The following is a 16,795-nucleotide window of genomic DNA, read 5'->3' as shown; positions in this document are numbered from 1 at the left end:
GGTTCTTTAAGGTAAGGAGGTGATCCAACCGCAGGTTCCCCTACGGTTACCTTGTTACGACTTCACCCCAGTCATGAATCACAAAGTGGTAAGCGCCCTCCCGAAGGTTAAGCTACCTACTTCTTTTGCAACCCACTCCCATGGTGTGACGGGCGGTGTGTACAAGGCCCGGGAACGTATTCACCGTGGCATTCTGATCCACGATTACTAGCGATTCCGACTTCATGGAGTCGAGTTGCAGACTCCAATCCGGACTACGACATACTTTATGAGGTCCGCTTGCTCTCGCGAGGTCGCTTCTCTTTGTATATGCCATTGTAGCACGTGTGTAGCCCTACTCGTAAGGGCCATGATGACTTGACGTCATCCCCACCTTCCTCCAGTTTATCACTGGCAGTCTCCTTTGAGTTCCCGGCCTAACCGCTGGCAACAAAGGATAAGGGTTGCGCTCGTTGCGGGACTTAACCCAACATTTCACAACACGAGCTGACGACAGCCATGCAGCACCTGTCTCAGAGTTCCCGAAGGCACCAAAGCATCTCTGCTAAGTTCTCTGGATGTCAAGAGTAGGTAAGGTTCTTCGCGTTGCATCGAATTAAACCACATGCTCCACCGCTTGTGCGGGCCCCCGTCAATTCATTTGAGTTTTAACCTTGCGGCCGTACTCCCCAGGCGGTCGACTTAACGCGTTAGCTCCGGAAGCCACGCCTCAAGGGCACAACCTCCAAGTCGACATCGTTTACGGCGTGGACTACCAGGGTATCTAATCCTGTTTGCTCCCCACGCTTTCGCACCTGAGCGTCAGTCTTTGTCCAGGGGGCCGCCTTCGCCACCGGTATTCCTCCAGATCTCTACGCATTTCACCGCTACACCTGGAATTCTACCCCCCTCTACAAGACTCTAGCCTGCCAGTTTCGGATGCAGTTCCCAGGTTGAGCCCGGGGATTTCACATCCGACTTGACAGACCGCCTGCGTGCGCTTTACGCCCAGTAATTCCGATTAACGCTTGCACCCTCCGTATTACCGCGGCTGCTGGCACGGAGTTAGCCGGTGCTTCTTCTGCGAGTAACGTCAATTGCTGCGGTTATTAACCACAACACCTTCCTCCTCGCTGAAAGTACTTTACAACCCGAAGGCCTTCTTCATACACGCGGCATGGCTGCATCAGGCTTGCGCCCATTGTGCAATATTCCCCACTGCTGCCTCCCGTAGGAGTCTGGACCGTGTCTCAGTTCCAGTGTGGCTGGTCATCCTCTCAGACCAGCTAGGGATCGTCGCCTAGGTGAGCCGTTACCCCACCTACTAGCTAATCCCATCTGGGCACATCCGATGGCAAGAGGCCCGAAGGTCCCCCTCTTTGGTCTTGCGACGTTATGCGGTATTAGCTACCGTTTCCAGTAGTTATCCCCCTCCATCGGGCAGTTTCCCAGACATTACTCACCCGTCCGCCACTCGTCACCCAAGGAGCAAGCTCCTCTGTGCTACCGTTCGACTTGCATGTGTTAGGCCTGCCGCCAGCGTTCAATCTGAGCCATGATCAAACTCTTCAATTTAAAAGTTTGATGCTCAATGAATTAAACTTCGTAATGAATTACGTGTTCACTCGTTGAGACTTGGTATTCATTTTTCGTCTTGCGACGTTAAGAATCCGTATCTTCGAGTGCCCACACAGATTGTCTGATAAATTGTTAAAGAGCAGTGCCGCTTCGCTTTTTCTCAGCGGCGCGGGGTGTGCATATTACGCCATCCCGCTACGAAGTCAAGCATTTAATTTCGCTTTCTTCGCCGGAGTTCTCAGTGGAACCCCGCTGACCCGGCGGCTTGTAATCCGTTGTTCCGTGTCAGTGGAGGCGCATTATAGGGAGTTATTTCAGGCTGACAAGTTAAAAATATAAAAAACTCATCAAGCGATTACTTTTCAATCAACATGTCCATTTCTGCCTGGTTTTTAAACAAAAACGAGCCCCACAGGGCCCGTTTATTGTTGTTTTGTGACTTACTGCACTGCCACTATGCGATCGTCATTCACTTCCAGACGAATCGTTTTGCCCGGAATCAGTTCACCAGACAGAATTTGCTGCGCCAGCGGGTTTTCGATCTGCTGCTGGATAGCACGTTTCAATGGACGCGCGCCATACACCGGATCGTAACCATTCGCGCTCAGCAGTTTAAGCGCCTCGTCAGAAATATGGATTTCATAGCCACGCTCTTCCAGACGTTTGTACAGACGCTGCAACTGGATCTGAGCAATAGAAGCAATGTGCTGCTCACCCAGCGGATGGAATACAACAACCTCATCTATACGGTTGATGAATTCCGGGCGGAAGTTGTGGCTCACGACGCCCAGCACCATATCTTTCATGTGACCGTAATCCAACTCGCCGAAGCGTTCCTGGATCAGATCGGACCCCAGGTTCGAGGTCATGATGACAACCGTATTACGGAAGTCAACCGTTCTCCCCTGTCCGTCAGTCAGACGACCATCATCAAGCACCTGCAGCAGAATGTTGAACACATCCGGATGCGCTTTCTCCACTTCATCCAACAAGATGACGGAGTAAGGACGACGACGTACTGCTTCCGTCAGATACCCACCTTCTTCATAACCGACATATCCCGGAGGTGCCCCAACCAGACGAGACACAGAGTGTTTCTCCATAAACTCGGACATATCGATACGCACCATTGCATCGTCACTGTCGAACATAAAGTTTGCCAGCGCTTTGCACAGTTCGGTTTTACCGACACCGGTTGGACCAAGGAACAGGAATGAACCAATCGGACGATTCGGATCGGACAAGCCCGCGCGGCTACGACGAATGGCATTAGAAACGGCTTCCACCGCTTCGTTCTGACCAATCACGCGGCTGTGCAGCTCCTGCTCCATACGCAACAGTTTTTCTCGTTCGCCTTCCAGCATGCGAGCAACTGGGATCCCGGTCCAGCGCGCCAGTACCTCAGCAATTTCCGCATCCGTAACTTTATTACGCAGCAGACGCATGGTTTTGCCTTCAGACTGGGTGGCTGCTTCCAGCTGTTTTTCCAGTTCAGGAATTTTGCCGTACTGCAGTTCAGACATCCGCGCCAGGTCGCCAACGCGGCGCGCCTGTTCGATGGCGATTTTTGCCTGCTCCAGCTCAGCCTTGATAGTTTGCGTTCCCGAGAGGGAAGCTTTTTCAGCTTTCCACTCTTCCTCTAACTCAGAATACTGGCGTTCTTTGTCGTCCAGCTCTTCGTTGAGCATATCGAGACGTTTTTTACTTGCCTCATCAGACTCTTTCATTAATGCCTGCTGTTCCAGTTTGAGCTGGATAATACGGCGGTCGAGTCTGTCGAGTTCCTCCGGCTTGGAGTCAATCTGCATACGAATGCTGGATGCCGCTTCGTCAATAAGGTCGATAGCTTTATCCGGCAACTGACGATCGGCAATATAGCGATGAGACAGCGTAGCAGCCGCAACAATCGCCGGGTCAGTAATCTGCACATGATGGTGCAGTTCATAACGTTCTTTCAGGCCACGCAAGATTGCGATGGTGTCTTCCACTGAAGGTTCAGCCACAAACACTTTCTGGAAACGACGTTCCAGCGCCGCATCTTTTTCGATGTACTGGCGATACTCATCAAGCGTTGTTGCGCCTACGCAGTGCAGTTCCCCGCGAGCCAGTGCTGGTTTCAGCATGTTCCCGGCGTCCATTGCGCCATCGGCTTTACCCGCCCCAACCATGGTATGCAATTCGTCGATAAACAGAATGACGTTGCCTTCCTGTTTCGAGAGATCGTTCAGCACACCTTTTAAACGTTCTTCAAACTCACCACGATATTTGGCCCCAGCAACCAGCGCGCCCATATCCAGCGCCAGTACACGACGGCCTTTTAAGCCTTCCGGCACTTCACCATTGATGATGCGTTGGGCCAGCCCTTCAACGATGGCGGTTTTACCGACACCGGGTTCACCGATTAACACCGGGTTATTTTTAGTACGACGTTGCAGCACCTGAATGGTACGGCGAATTTCTTCATCACGGCCGATGACCGGATCGAGTTTGCCCTGTTCGGCACGTTCGGTCAGATCGACGGTATATTTTTTCAAGGCCTGACGTTGGTCTTCAGCCCCCTGGTCATTCACGCTTTCACCTCCACGCATTTGTTCAATTGCCTGAGTGATATTCGCGGTCGTCGCGCCTGCTGATTTTAATAAGTCGGTCAGCGTACCGCGTGACTCAAGCGCCGCCAGAACGAACAGTTCTGACGAAATAAAGTTGTCCCCACGTTTTTGCGCCAGCTTGTCGCAAAGATTAAGTACACGCACCAGTTCCTGAGAAGGCTGCACATCGCCACCGGTACCTTCTACCTGTGGCAAACGGCTCAACGCCTGGTCAATGGCTGTACGTAACTGGCCAGCATTAATGCCAGCAGACGTTAATAAAGGACGTACCGATCCCCCTTCCTGATTCAGCAAGGCGCTCATTAGATGAAGTGGTTCGATGAATTGATTGTCGTGCCCCAATGCGAGTGACTGGGCATCGGCAAGAGCAAGCTGGAATTTATTAGTAAGACGATCCAGACGCATAACTCCTCCCATAACAGGTCAAAATTGCTACTGGAGATTAAATGAGGTCATCCCTCAATTATTCAAGGTGAATGACCTGAATTATGTGAAAAGAAAATTACACGTACCGGATCGTCTTGATTCTTTAGGTTATATCAGCCAAATAAAACTTGCCATACGACCCGTGGTATTGTCGCGACGATAAGAGAAGAACGTCTCACTTTCGCTGAAGGTGCAACGGTCGCCGCCGTGGATGTTCTCTACCCCGACACTGGACAGACGCTGGCGCGCAAGCTGGTAGATATCCGCCAGATACTTGTCGCCACGCGGTACAAATGCGAGGTCCGCTTGCGGATCTTTCGTCATAAACGCCTCGCGGACTTCTGGTCCAACTTCAAACGCGTTTGGACCTATCGCCGGGCCTAGCCAGGCAATAATGTTTTCAGGTTTGTCGGCAAAACACGCCACCGTTTCTTCCAGCACGCCGGCGCATAATCCGCGCCAACCCGCATGGGCCGCAGCAACTTCCGTTCCGGCACGGTTGCAAAACAACACCGGCAAACAATCAGCGGTCATCACCGCACACACGGTACCCGGCGTGTTGCTGTACGACGCATCTGCGCGTTTGCAGGCGTAAGGCTCGCCGGTCAGTTTCAGGACATCCTTACCGTGGACCTGCTCCAGCCAGACTGGCTTTGACGGCAGATTGCCCGCAGCAAACAGTCGTTTGCGGTTCTCTTCAACATGCTCCGGGTTATCGCCGCAATGGGCGCCCAGATTCAGCGAATCGTAAGGCGGCATACTGACTCCGCCAATACGGGTAGAACTACACGCCGCGACACCTTGCGGTATCGGCCACTGCGGGACAATTAGCTTACTCATAGCCAGGCAATATCATCCTTATGTTCTTCGAAATCAGCGCGCATCACTTCAATCAACTGCACCATATCTTGTGGGATCGGCGCATGCCATTCCATTTCGATACCGGAAATCGGGTGATACAAACGCAGCATGGTCGCGTGCAGCGCTTGACGGTCGAACTTACGCAGTACGGAGATAAATTCGTCAGAAGCGCCTTTCGGTGGACGTGGACGACCGCCGTAAACCTGATCGCCCACCAGCGGATGAGTGATATGTGCCATGTGCACGCGGATCTGGTGCGTACGTCCGGTTTCCAGACGCAACCGCAGACGCGTGTGCACACGGAAGTGTTCCATAATGCGATAGTGCGTTACCGCCGGTTTCCCCATTGGGTGTACCGCCATGTGCGTACGCTTAGTCGGGTGACGGCTAATCGGTTCCTCAACGGTTCCGCCAGCAGTCATGTGACCAATAGCCACTGCTTCGTACTCACGGGTAATTTCGCGCAGCTGCAACGACTCCACCAAACGTGTTTGCGCCGGAACCGTTTTTGCCACCACCATTAATCCGGTCGTGTCTTTATCCAGACGGTGCACGATACCTGCACGAGGAACATCCGCGATTGGCGGGTAGTAATGCAGTAACGCATTCAATACCGTACCATCAGGATTCCCGGCGCCCGGATGCACTACAAGGTCACGGGGTTTGTTGATGACAAGAATGTCGTCATCTTCATAAACGATATCCAGTGGGATATCCTGAGGTTCAAAACGAACCTCTTCATCAATTTCTGCATTGATGGAGACACGCTCTCCACCCAACACTTTTTCTTTCGGTTTATCGCAAAGTTGGTCATTTACCAGTACGCGCTGGTCGAGGATCCATTCTTTTATGCGCGATCGCGAATAATCAGGGAACAATTCGGCCAAAGCCTGATCTAAGCGTTGACCGAGCTGATTTTCGGAGACTGTTGCGGTGAGTTCTACTCGTTGTGCCATAAACTGCTTCTTCGTTTAACGTTGGGTTTTACGGCTTTGCCGTTTAATATAGTGTGCTATTGTAGCTGGTCTTAACCGGGAGCAGGAACAGAGAATCTCCCGTATTACATTTTGAGGAAAGTCAAAACGTCATGACGCGCATGAAATATCTGGTGGCAGCAGCCACGTTGAGCCTGTTTTTGGCGGGTTGCTCTGGTTCAAAGGAAGAGGTGCCCGATAATCCGCCAAATGAAATCTACGCGACTGCTCAGCAAAAGCTGCAGGACGGTAACTGGAAACAGGCAATAACGCAATTGGAAGCGTTGGATAACCGTTATCCATTTGGACCGTATTCTCAGCAGGTGCAATTAGATCTCATCTACGCCTACTACAAAAACGCCGATCTGCCACTTGCTCAGGCTGCCATCGATCGTTTTATCCGTCTTAACCCGACACACCCTAACATTGATTATGTCATGTATATGCGTGGCCTGACCAATATGGCGTTGGATGATAGCGCACTGCAAGGATTCTTTGGTGTTGATCGTAGCGATCGCGATCCGCAACATGCCCGAGCTGCGTTTAATGACTTTTCCAAACTGGTGCGTGGGTATCCGAATAGCCAGTACACCACTGACGCCACCAAACGTCTGGTGTTCCTGAAAGACCGCCTGGCGAAGTATGAATACTCCGTTGCAGAATACTACACTGCCCGCGGCGCATGGGTTGCCGTGGTAAACCGTGTGGAAGGCATGCTGCGCGACTACCCGGATACCCAGGCAACACGTAATGCCCTGCCGTTGATGGAAAACGCTTATCGCCAGATGCAGATGAATGCGCAGGCTGAAAAAGTCGCGAAAATCATTGCCGCCAACAGCAGCAATACCTGATTTGCCTCAGAATGCAAAACGGCAGCCCAAGGGCTGCCGTTTTTTTATCCGTTAACGCCACAACTGAAGCGGTTTAGCTCCAACGCATCCCATCAAATATGGCCTGCTTTCAGGTATTCCTCAAGTAAAAAATCGCCTGTTCCTGCGGTGCCTCACAAAAAGGTTTTCTTGACAAAAAGCGACAAAATAATGTGATTTAGATCACACATTTTGACATTAGGAACGGTATGCTGGAATCACCAAGACGGGAAAGACAAGAGGTAAAATTTATGACAATGAACATTACCAGTAAACAAATGGAAATTACTCCGGCAATTCGCCAGCATGTCGCAGACCGTCTCGCCAAACTAGAAAAATGGCAAACTCATCTGATTAATCCACATATCATTCTGTCTAAGGAGCCACAGGGTTTCATTGCTGATGCCACCATCAATACACCGAACGGACATCTGGTCGCCAGCGCAAAACACGAGGATATGTACACAGCAATTAACGATTTGATCAACAAGCTGGAACGGCAGCTCAATAAAGTGCAGCACAAAGGCGAAGCCCGTCGTGCAACAACTTCAGTCAAAGACGCCAACTTCGTCGAAGCAGAAGAAGAGTAGTCCCTTACATTGAGTGTATCGCCAACGCGCCTTCGGGCGCGTTTTTTGTTGACAGGGTGAAAACAGTACGGGTACTTTACTGACGTAGCCAAAGGAAAATTACATGAAACTTGTCCCGTTCTTCTTCGCATTCTTTTTTACCTTCCCCTGAATGGGAGGCGTTTCGTCGTGTGATAAAGAATGCGAAGACGAACAATAAGGCCTCCCACAACGGGAGGCCTTTTTTATTGATAACAAGAAAGGCAACACTATGACATCGGAAAACCCATTGCTGGCGCTGCGCGATAAGATCAGCACGCTGGATGAAAAATTACTGGCCCTGCTGGCTGAGCGACGTGGACTGGCCGTAGAAGTTGGTAAAGCCAAACTGCTTTCGCATCGTCCGGTTCGTGATATCGACCGTGAACGTGACCTTTTGGACCGACTCATTCAGCTTGGCAAAGCACATCATCTTGATGCTCACTACATTACTCGCCTGTTCCAGCTCATAATCGAAGATTCCGTCCTGACTCAACAGGCTCTGCTCCAGCAGCACCTGAACAAAATTAACCCACACTCCGCGCGCGTGGCCTTCCTTGGGCCAAAAGGGTCATATTCTCACCTCGCAGCACGTCAATACGCTGCCCGCCATTTTGAACAATTTATTGAAAGCGGATGCGCAAAATTTGCCGATATCTTTAATCAGGTCGAAACCGGACAGGCTGACTATGCTGTGGTTCCGATTGAAAACACCAGCTCCGGTGGGATTAACGACGTTTACGACCTGCTGCAGCACACCAGCCTGTCTATCGTTGGCGAGATGACCATTACGATAGACCACTGTGTACTGGTGTCTGGCACGACGGATCTTGAGACCATTGAAACGGTATATAGCCATCCGCAGCCGTTCCAGCAGTGCAGCAAGTTCCTGAATCGCTACCCGCACTGGAAGATTGAGTACACTGAAAGCACCTCTGCGGCGATGGAAAAAGTTGCGCAGGCTAACTCACCGCGCGTGGCGGCCCTGGGGAGCGAAGCCGGAGGCGTACTGTATGGATTGCAGGTTCTCGAGCATATTGAGGCTAACCAGTCGCAAAACATCACCCGCTTCGTGGTGCTGGCACGCAAAGCAATCAATGTTTCCGATCAGGTTCCGGCAAAAACAACCCTGTTGATGGCGACGGGGCAACAAGCCGGTGCGCTGGTTGAGGCGCTGCTGGTACTGCGTAACCATAATCTGATTATGACTAAACTGGAGTCACGCCCGATTCACGGCAATCCGTGGGAAGAGATGTTTTATCTTGATATCCAGGCCAACCTGGAGTCGCCCCAGATGCAAAAAGCATTGAAAGAGCTGGGTGAGATTACGCGTTCGATGAAAGTACTGGGATGCTATCCAAGTGAGAACGTGGTGCCAGTCGATCCGAGCTAACGTTTGACAATGCCGGATGGCGCTACGCTTATCCGGCCTACGGTTCATACGATTTTTGAAGGCCGGATAAGGCGAAGCCGCCATCCGGCATCTTAATTAAGGACGGCTATCATTCGCCTGGCGTAACAAAGTACGGCTTTCACTCTGGAAGCGTTTCGCATAATCGCCAAACCAATGCTCCACCTTACGGAAACTGTCGATAAACGCTTGCTTATCGCCCTGCTCCAGTAAACCGATCGCCTCGCCAAAACGTTGGTAGTAGCGTTTAATCAGCGCAAGGTTGCTCTCAGACGACATAATAATATCGGCATAGAGCTGCGGATCTTGGGCAAACAGACGGCCAACCATCGCCAGCTCAAGCCGGTAAATCGGCGAAGAGAGCGCCAGCAGCTGCTCCAGTTGAACGTTCTCTTCCGCTAAATGCAGACCGTAAGCAAAGGTCGCAAAGTGACGCAGTGCCTGAATAAACGCCATGTTCTGGTCATGTTCAACGGCGCTGATCCGATGCAGTCGCGCACCCCATACCTGAATCTGTTCCAGAAACCACTGATAAGCTTCCGGCTGACGTCCGTCACACCAAACGACGACCTGCTTGGCCAGACTGCCGCTGTCCGGACCAAACATTGGGTGTAACCCCACCACCGGGCCATCATGTGCAGCCAGCATCGCCTGTAAAGGACCATTTTTCACCGAAGCCAGATCCACCAGAATGCAGTCAGACGGCAGACGCGGTAGTTTGGCGATCACCTGCTCGGTGACGTGGATCGGCACGCTGACGATCACCATGCCGGCATCAGAGACGATCTCCGGCGCGCGATCCCAGTCCTGCTGTTCCAGGATCCGCACCTGGTAACCTGACAGGGTGAGCATTTTTTCGAACAGACGCCCCATCTGACCGCCGCCGCCGACAATCACCACCGGCCGCAGAGAAGGACAAAGCGTTTTAAACCCTTTGTCGTTCTCACTGGAGTAGGACTCACGCATAACGCGGCGTAGCACATCTTCAATCAGGTCCGGCGGCACACCCAGGGCTTCCGCTTCCGCCCGGCGAGAGGCCAGCATAGAGGCTTCCCGTTCCGGCACGTAGATCGGCAGCCCAAAGCGGCTTTTTACTTCACCTACTTCGGCAACCAGCTCCAGGCGGCGTGCCAGTAAATCCAGCAACGCCTTGTCGACTTCATCAATTTGATCGCGTAATGCGGTCAATTCAGCAACCATAACCAACCTCTTATGCTACACGCGCCGACAGCTGGCCGTTTAAATCCTGGCTAATTTCACGCAGCAGCGCATCCGTCATTTCCCAGCTAATGCAGGCGTCAGTTACGGATACGCCGTATTTCATTTCGCTGCGCGGCTGTTCGGAAGACTGGTTGCCTTCGTGAATATTACTTTCAATCATCAAGCCAATGATTGAGCGATTGCCATCTTTGATTTGTGCAATCACGGATTCAGCCACGGCAGGCTGACGGCGGTAATCTTTATTGGAATTACCATGACTGCAATCTACCATCAGAGAAGGTCGTAGTCCCGCCTGCTCCATCTCTTTTTCGCACTGGGCGACATCTGCCGGGCTGTAGTTCGGCGCTTTACCTCCGCGCAAGATCACGTGACCGTCCGGATTCCCCTGTGTTTGCAGCAGTGCAACCTGCCCGGCCTGGTTAATACCGACAAAGCGGTGCGACTGCGCGGCCGCGCGCATGGCGTTAATGGCGGTCGCCAGGCTACCGTCGGTACCATTCTTAAAGCCAACCGGCATCGAAAGACCGGAAGCCATTTCACGGTGAGTCTGCGATTCCGTAGTACGGGCACCGATTGCGGACCAGCTAAACAGATCGCCCAGGTATTGCGGGCTATTTGGATCCAGCGCTTCAGTTGCCAGCGGCAGTCCCATATTTACCAGTTCAAGCAGCAGCTGACGCGCAATTTTCAGACCTGCTTCAACATCAAAAGAGCCATCCATATGAGGATCGTTAATTAACCCTTTCCAGCCGACAGTGGTACGGGGTTTTTCAAAATAGACGCGCATCACCAGGTAGAGGCTATCGCTGACCTCTGCGGCAAGGGCTTTAAATCGACGAGCATACTCAATCGCCATTTCAGGATCGTGAATGGAGCATGGGCCACATACGACCAGCAGGCGCGGATCGCGACCGGAGATAATATCTGAGATGGTTTTACGCGACTGGGCGATTTGCGCCTCTTGCTCATGGCTCTGCGGAAATTCAGCTTTCAGTTGCTCCGGAGTCATCAGAACCTGTTCGTCGGTAATATGTACGTTGTTCAGCGCGTCTTTTTGCATGATGGTGATCCTGTTTAGCTCGTTTGCGATAGTTGATCCTCAGCGAGGAGGAAATAACGATATCACAACAGGTAAAGATTTCAATCCACAATCCGTAAATTTTAATTTACATGTTGTTATTTTAAGGCAAAAACAGCCCTTATGAATGTACATTTAAATTTACACCACCGAGTTTTCAGATCCACTATGCTTAAAAAAACGAAGGAGCACAGGCAATGAAGCAACTCATCAGCATCTTGTTTCTATTACTTCTTAGCGGATGTCAGATAGACCCCTACACCCATGCCCCTACCTGGACTGGTACCGACTGGTACGACGCCGGGATACAAGATGCCATTTCGGGTTATGCCGTTAAAGATAATGAAACGCTTGCCGACAACTACAATGACCCCGACGTCGATCGTACGGAATACCTTAAGGGTTACGCCGAGGGACAACGTAAAACCTGCCAGCAGGATTTTGTTTATGCCAGAGGCCTGACCGGGAAAACTTTTCCGCCCAGTTGCGATACTGTCGAAAATGTTGACCAGTTACACAGCGCCTGGCAGCAAGGGGCAAACGAGGGCGCTACCTCGATAAGGTTAAATTAAACAATGGTTTATATTTTATAAACCATTAAGATTTAACTTAAATCACCAATAGCATTATTCCAGGAATAATGACGGCTTAGGAAAATAATGTTATTTTGTTGCAAACAATCTTGAATGTATTTCGACGTTTTACAGCAAACGCTGGTAGGTAACTACTCATGAGCTATTCTTACCGACTCATACTTCTACTGGCACTGCTCCTGACCGGATTACCGCTGTATGCCCAAAGCGTTACGGAAGAAGCAAAATCGGTACGCGCTATGGTTTCCGGCATCGTCAGTTATACACGCTGGCCTGCACTTTCCGGGCCCCCAAAACTGTGTATTTTCTCTTCATCGCGTTTTTCCAGTGTCCTGAAAGATACCAGTGCAGGCGCATTACCCTATCTTCCCGTCATCATCCGTACGGAACAAGAAATATTAGTTTCGCAGTGTGACGGTTTTTATTTTGGAAAAGAATCCCCTACTTATCAGGTGGAATTAAAGAATAAATATCCGACTAAGGCATTGTTATTAATTGCTGAACAGAACCCCGAATGCGTTATTGGCAGCGCCTTTTGCCTCATAATTAAAGACGAAGATGTGAGATTTTCCGTAAATATGGATTCCCTTTCACGCAGCGGCGTAAGGGTCAGTCCAGACGTATTGATGCTTGCACGGAATAATAAGCATGGATAAGGGCCATTCTCCCATAGCACGCCCGACGTTTAAGCGAACATTACGGCGTATCAGCATAATCAGCGTTCTGGTAACCATGATGCTGATCTGGCTGCTGCTCAGCATTTCTTCCGTGCTGGCATTAAGACAGTATGCGCAAAAGAATCTGGATCTGACTGCCGCTACCATGACCCGTACGCTCGAAGCTGCATTAGTCTTTTCTGATAATGTTGCAGCAACTGAAACGCTGGCGGCACTGGGTCAGCAGGGGCAATTTTCCGTTGCAGAAGTTCGTAATAAAAACCAGAAGGTGATCGCCACCTGGCGCTATAACGCGCAGGATACCACTGAAAAGATTAGCGGGATGATCAGCCACTGGCTGTTCCCACAACCGGTCACTCAGCCGATTTTGCACAATGGCAACGTCATCGGTGAAGTACGATTGACTGCGCGCGATAGCGTTATCAGTCATTTCATCTATTTGTCGCTGGCCGTTCTTACCGGGTGCATTCTGTTGGCATCCGGAATTGCATTAATGCTCACTCGCTATTTACACAATGGCGTTGTGGATGCACTGCAAAACATTACCGAGGTGGTACATGATGTTCGTACCAACCGTAACTTTTCACGGCGCGTATCAGAGGAACGCATTGAAGAGTTTCATCTCTTTGCCCTGGACTTTAATAGTCTGCTGGACGAGATGGAGGAGTGGCAACTTAAACTGCAGGCAAAAAACGCTCAGCTGTTGCGTACTGCACTACATGATCCTCTGACGGGTCTGGCAAATCGCGCCGCATTTCGCAGCAGCATTAATGCCTTAATGAATGATGATGCCGCCCACAGCAGCTCGGCATTGTTATTCCTTGATGGCGACAATTTTAAATTTATTAATGATACCTGGGGCCACGCAGCGGGGGATCGGGTCCTGATTGAAGTCGCAAAAAGGTTATCCGAGTTTGGGGGGAGTCGCCATTACCCATACAGACTTGGCGGCGATGAGTTCGCCATGGTGCTGTACAGCGTTCATTCTGAATATGAGGTTCAGCGGATCTGCGCGGCACTGTCACAAGAGTTTAACCGACCTTTTGACCTGCATAATGGTCATCTGGCAAGCATGACGCTCAGCATTGGGTTTGCGCTGACGTGGGAACATGCCTCTGCCGAAAAATTACAAGAACTTGCCGATCAAAATATGTATCAGGCTAAACATTTGCGTTCTGAACGCATTATTAAAAAATAAGGAATTACACACATGCTAAAACGTTTATTATCCCCGTTTCTTCTGCTTTTACTGATTCTGGCTGGCTGTCAGGCACCTCAGGGAAAATTTACCCCAGAGCAAATTGCAGCCATGAAATCATACGGATTTACTGAAGCATCAGGAGACTGGTCTCTCGGCCTGTCTGACACTATCCTGTTTGACAAAAATGACTATAAACTCCGACCTGAAAGTGAAAAACAGATCAAGGAAATGGCATCCAAACTGGCAGCTACCGGGCTTAATCATGCTCGCCTGGATGGTCATACTGATAACTACGGCGAAGACAGCTACAATGAAGCTCTGTCACTCAAACGCGCTAATGTCGTTGCCGATGCATGGGCGCAGGGCGCTAATATTCCCCGCAGCAACCTGACTACTCAGGGACTCGGGAAGAAATATCCCATTGCCAGCAACCAGACATCAAAAGGTCGCGCTGAAAACCGCCGCGTGGCGGTCGTGATCACGACACCATAATCGTCCCCCAACTGGCTGCGCGCCGCGCAGTCATTCCATTGCCATAAAGAATAAAAGAAGTAAACGTCGGGATAAAAAAAGGGCCAGCCTTTCGGCCAGCCCTTTTCTAACAGGATGTCGCTTGCGCGAATCTTAGTTAAGACGCTTTTACCTGACACCATTGATAATCATAAATTTTTGATTATAAACAGTTAGTTATATGTATCTCTAGTGCAATCAAGTGCAACCAAAAACATGCTGCGTGGACAGAATGTGGACACCCTTCTTACCAAGAAAGCATCATATCCTTATACAAAGAATTCTGAGCATGCTGTATGAGCACATCATTTGTACGTTGAGCGAAACCATACTTTTCGTTGACATACGCTTTTTGCTCTTCAGATAATAAGTCAAGATTCATATTTTGAAGTTGTTCTTTTATGAGATAATTCTGCCAATTCAGTACTTCTATATAAACTCTTATGGGATCATGGCGTGGGTCTTTTGCCCCTTTTGAATAATCAATCTTTAACCCCTCATCAACCTCCATTTTTTTAACACTTCCATCAACTTGTCTAATGAATATGGCACCTTTTCCTTCTTTAGGTTCCAAGCTGTTTTCTAGGATGTAATCTGTTTCATATAATTTTGAAAGTTCACTATCAGCATTTTCCTCAACCAAAGAATTTTTGAACATTGGTTGAATTATACATACAGCACCTCCCCACACATCTCTTCCAAATATAGGCTGGGTAATTTTTTCTTTTCCTGGGAGTGGATCCACAATCAACCTATCACTGTTGTTATCTAATTTCATCCCGTCTATATAAGGAAAGCCTAATCCATGTGAAACCAAAAACATCGATGAGACATTAAAGAAATATAAATCATTAATCCTAAGACAAAAAACGCTTGGCATAATTGCAAAGGAAAAATTTTCTGAACCTATAAAATTCACACCTTGCGGTTGATTTTCAAAACGTTTAATCATTAAAATTCTGTCATAACATCCCATACGATGAGAAATGGCAAAATTTGGCTCAATATCAGCAACATTCTTATCTAATTGACGCAACCCCAGCCACACACCGACTCTTACTTTATCCATCCAGTCAAGGAATAAATTAATTTGCTCTCTGTCTATAGACTTATTATCAGACATGCGTTCATAAACATCTTTAACTTTAGCTTCAAGATTAGAATAATCACCATTGCATTTCTCACAAGCAGGAAACGTGAAGTTGTCAAATGAAAATACGCGTCCTTTCGTATCGACATTATCAGAATTTGGTGCATTTATTTTAGTATACACACCCTCTTCATCACGATCACAAATGGGCATCCCAAAAAAAGCCTGTCTCTTTGGATCTCCTGTTTTTTTTATCAACCATTGTGGAATAATATGTTCTCTACTTTTCTTTTCAGGTTTACGCCCACAAAAAACGCAGTTTGCCTTACTACTCACTTGTAATTTCCTCATGCCTGTATAGTGATATCGGATTAAGAAGAGCAGCTTCTTCAAGATGATCAGGAGCAAAATGTGCGTATCGCATCGTCTCTCTTATGTTTGCATGGCCAAGAATCCGTTGGAGTACCAAGATATTACCTCCATTCATCATAAAATGACTCGCAAAAGTATGACGTAGCACGTGCGTCTTCTGCCCTTCAGCCAACACAATATCGGTCAGTGCGAGCATTTTCTTGAACTCCTGATAGCAGGGATGGAACATTTTCCCCTGCAAAGGAGCTAGCTCGTCATACAGCCACCGAGGGATCAGCACCGTGCGATTCTTCTTACCTTTAGTTTTCGTGAAGGTCAGCTTGTGGGGTAAAAGATGTGAACGAATCAGACGTTTGGCTTCACCCCATCTAGTACGCCTCACGAGACGATACTTTTAAGAACACTTTTTCTTAGAGCGACTAATACTACCATCATTACAAACAAATTTTCCGTCAGCGGTGCAATGCGATACTCCACCTTTAGATTTAGAACATGGGTAATTTTTTGCAGATACAGTAGAAGATGAAATTGAGAGCAGTACTATTATTAGAAAAGAAAAGCATACTTTCATTAGTATTATCCTTAAATAGAGAACATCAAATATTACTCATGGTTTTTATTGTTGTTGCCTGACATTCCTCGCACGGTTTAGCACCAATTTGGTACTAAAATCCTTATCGAACACTAGCCAGTTACAAGACTAAACCCAGCATAACCACCCAAACAATAATTCTGGTA

Annotated in this window: 15 protein-coding genes, 1 rRNA gene, 1 pseudogene and 1 other annotated feature; of the genes and pseudogenes, 8 read left to right on the top strand and 9 right to left on the bottom strand. The window is 49.2% G+C overall.

Going from position 1 to position 16,795, the window contains the following annotated elements; translation table 11 throughout:
* Positions 1-12 precede the first annotated feature (12 nt).
* The 4 genes from OGX96_RS12525 to rluD all read right to left on the bottom strand — a co-directional run bounded on the left by OGX96_RS12525 (position 13) and on the right by rluD (position 6,409).
* A 16S ribosomal RNA gene (locus tag OGX96_RS12525) occupies positions 13-1,554 on the bottom strand.
* Between the two features lie 443 nt (positions 1,555-1,997).
* On the bottom strand, positions 1,998-4,571 hold the full coding sequence (clpB, locus tag OGX96_RS12520) for an ATP-dependent chaperone ClpB (protein ID WP_020996274.1): 2,574 nt from the start codon (positions 4,569-4,571) through the stop codon (positions 1,998-2,000).
* Positions 4,572-4,700: 129 nt separating this feature from the next.
* A complete protein-coding gene (gene yfiH, locus OGX96_RS12515) occupies positions 4,701-5,432 on the bottom strand; it encodes a purine nucleoside phosphorylase YfiH (RefSeq protein WP_008785512.1) in 732 nt (243 codons plus the stop codon).
* The gene (gene rluD, locus OGX96_RS12510) at positions 5,429-6,409 is read right to left on the bottom strand and encodes a 23S rRNA pseudouridine(1911/1915/1917) synthase RluD (RefSeq protein ID WP_003826464.1); all 981 of its coding nucleotides are present in this window, start codon (positions 6,407-6,409) and stop codon (positions 5,429-5,431) included. Before rluD ends, yfiH begins: the two co-directional genes overlap by 4 nt.
* 131 nt (positions 6,410-6,540) lie before the next feature.
* Here rluD and bamD point away from each other — a divergent pair, with 131 nt between their 5' ends.
* From bamD to pheA, 4 genes are all read left to right on the top strand, one after another.
* Positions 6,541-7,278, top strand: coding sequence for an outer membrane protein assembly factor BamD (gene bamD, locus OGX96_RS12505; protein WP_003826460.1), 738 nt, complete (start codon positions 6,541-6,543; stop codon positions 7,276-7,278).
* Between the two features lie 269 nt (positions 7,279-7,547).
* Positions 7,548-7,886 carry a ribosome-associated translation inhibitor RaiA gene (raiA, locus tag OGX96_RS12500; protein WP_003031244.1) on the top strand — a complete coding sequence of 113 codons (339 nt, stop codon included), beginning with the start codon at positions 7,548-7,550 and terminating at the stop codon, positions 7,884-7,886.
* Between the two features lie 102 nt (positions 7,887-7,988).
* Positions 7,989-8,114, top strand: a sequence feature (Phe leader region).
* Positions 7,990-8,037: a pheA operon leader peptide PheL gene (gene pheL, locus OGX96_RS12495; RefSeq protein WP_100250063.1), complete on the top strand. Its 48-nt coding sequence runs from the start codon at positions 7,990-7,992 to the stop codon at positions 8,035-8,037. (Overlaps the previous feature by 48 nt.)
* 22 nt (positions 8,115-8,136) lie before the next feature.
* Positions 8,137-9,297 carry a bifunctional chorismate mutase/prephenate dehydratase gene (pheA, locus tag OGX96_RS12490; protein ID WP_003826458.1) on the top strand — a complete coding sequence of 387 codons (1,161 nt, stop codon included), beginning with the start codon at positions 8,137-8,139 and terminating at the stop codon, positions 9,295-9,297.
* A gap of 96 nt (positions 9,298-9,393) precedes the next feature.
* Here pheA and tyrA read toward each other — a convergent pair whose 3' ends face one another.
* Together tyrA and aroF are read right to left on the bottom strand one after the other, a co-directional pair.
* A complete protein-coding gene (tyrA, locus tag OGX96_RS12485) occupies positions 9,394-10,515 on the bottom strand; it encodes a bifunctional chorismate mutase/prephenate dehydrogenase (protein WP_003826456.1) in 1,122 nt (373 codons plus the stop codon).
* Positions 10,516-10,525: 10 nt separating this feature from the next.
* Positions 10,526-11,596 (bottom strand): 3-deoxy-7-phosphoheptulonate synthase AroF, encoded by a 1,071-nt coding sequence (gene aroF, locus OGX96_RS12480; RefSeq protein WP_286583190.1) that lies wholly within the window; start codon positions 11,594-11,596, stop codon positions 10,526-10,528.
* A 215-nt stretch (positions 11,597-11,811) separates the two neighbouring features.
* Here aroF and OGX96_RS12475 point away from each other — a divergent pair, with 215 nt between their 5' ends.
* The 4 genes from OGX96_RS12475 (at position 11,812) to OGX96_RS12460 (ending at position 14,577) form a co-directional block, all read left to right on the top strand.
* Complete coding sequence (locus OGX96_RS12475) at positions 11,812-12,186, top strand: DUF2799 domain-containing protein (RefSeq protein ID WP_103285658.1); 375 nt, start codon at positions 11,812-11,814, stop codon at positions 12,184-12,186.
* A gap of 158 nt (positions 12,187-12,344) precedes the next feature.
* A complete protein-coding gene (gene yfiR, locus OGX96_RS12470) occupies positions 12,345-12,863 on the top strand; it encodes a regulatory sequestration protein YfiR (RefSeq protein WP_003826451.1) in 519 nt (172 codons plus the stop codon).
* The gene (dgcN, locus tag OGX96_RS12465; RefSeq protein WP_218659028.1) at positions 12,856-14,082 is read left to right on the top strand and encodes a diguanylate cyclase DgcN/YfiN; all 1,227 of its coding nucleotides are present in this window, start codon (positions 12,856-12,858) and stop codon (positions 14,080-14,082) included. Before yfiR ends, dgcN begins: the two co-directional genes overlap by 8 nt.
* A gap of 12 nt (positions 14,083-14,094) precedes the next feature.
* Positions 14,095-14,577, top strand: coding sequence for an OmpA family protein (locus OGX96_RS12460; RefSeq protein WP_032944605.1), 483 nt, complete (start codon positions 14,095-14,097; stop codon positions 14,575-14,577).
* Between the two features lie 265 nt (positions 14,578-14,842).
* Here OGX96_RS12460 and OGX96_RS12455 read toward each other — a convergent pair whose 3' ends face one another.
* From OGX96_RS12455 to OGX96_RS22695, 3 genes and pseudogenes are all read right to left on the bottom strand, one after another.
* Positions 14,843-16,021 carry a hypothetical protein gene (locus tag OGX96_RS12455; RefSeq protein ID WP_048215753.1) on the bottom strand — a complete coding sequence of 393 codons (1,179 nt, stop codon included), beginning with the start codon at positions 16,019-16,021 and terminating at the stop codon, positions 14,843-14,845.
* A pseudogene (locus OGX96_RS12450) lies at positions 16,014-16,433 on the bottom strand (tyrosine-type recombinase/integrase); the annotation flags it as partial. The gene OGX96_RS12455 and the pseudogene OGX96_RS12450, both read right to left, overlap by 8 nt.
* An 18-nt stretch (positions 16,434-16,451) precedes the next feature.
* The gene (locus tag OGX96_RS22695; RefSeq protein ID WP_459208802.1) at positions 16,452-16,628 is read right to left on the bottom strand and encodes a YdcA family protein; all 177 of its coding nucleotides are present in this window, start codon (positions 16,626-16,628) and stop codon (positions 16,452-16,454) included.
* Between the last annotated feature and the right edge of the window lie 167 nt (positions 16,629-16,795).

This window comes from Citrobacter sp. Cpo100, assembly GCF_030332595.1.
Taxonomy (GTDB): Bacteria; Pseudomonadota; Gammaproteobacteria; order Enterobacterales; family Enterobacteriaceae; genus Citrobacter; species Citrobacter portucalensis.
This window is presented reverse-complemented; position numbering and strand designations above follow the sequence as displayed.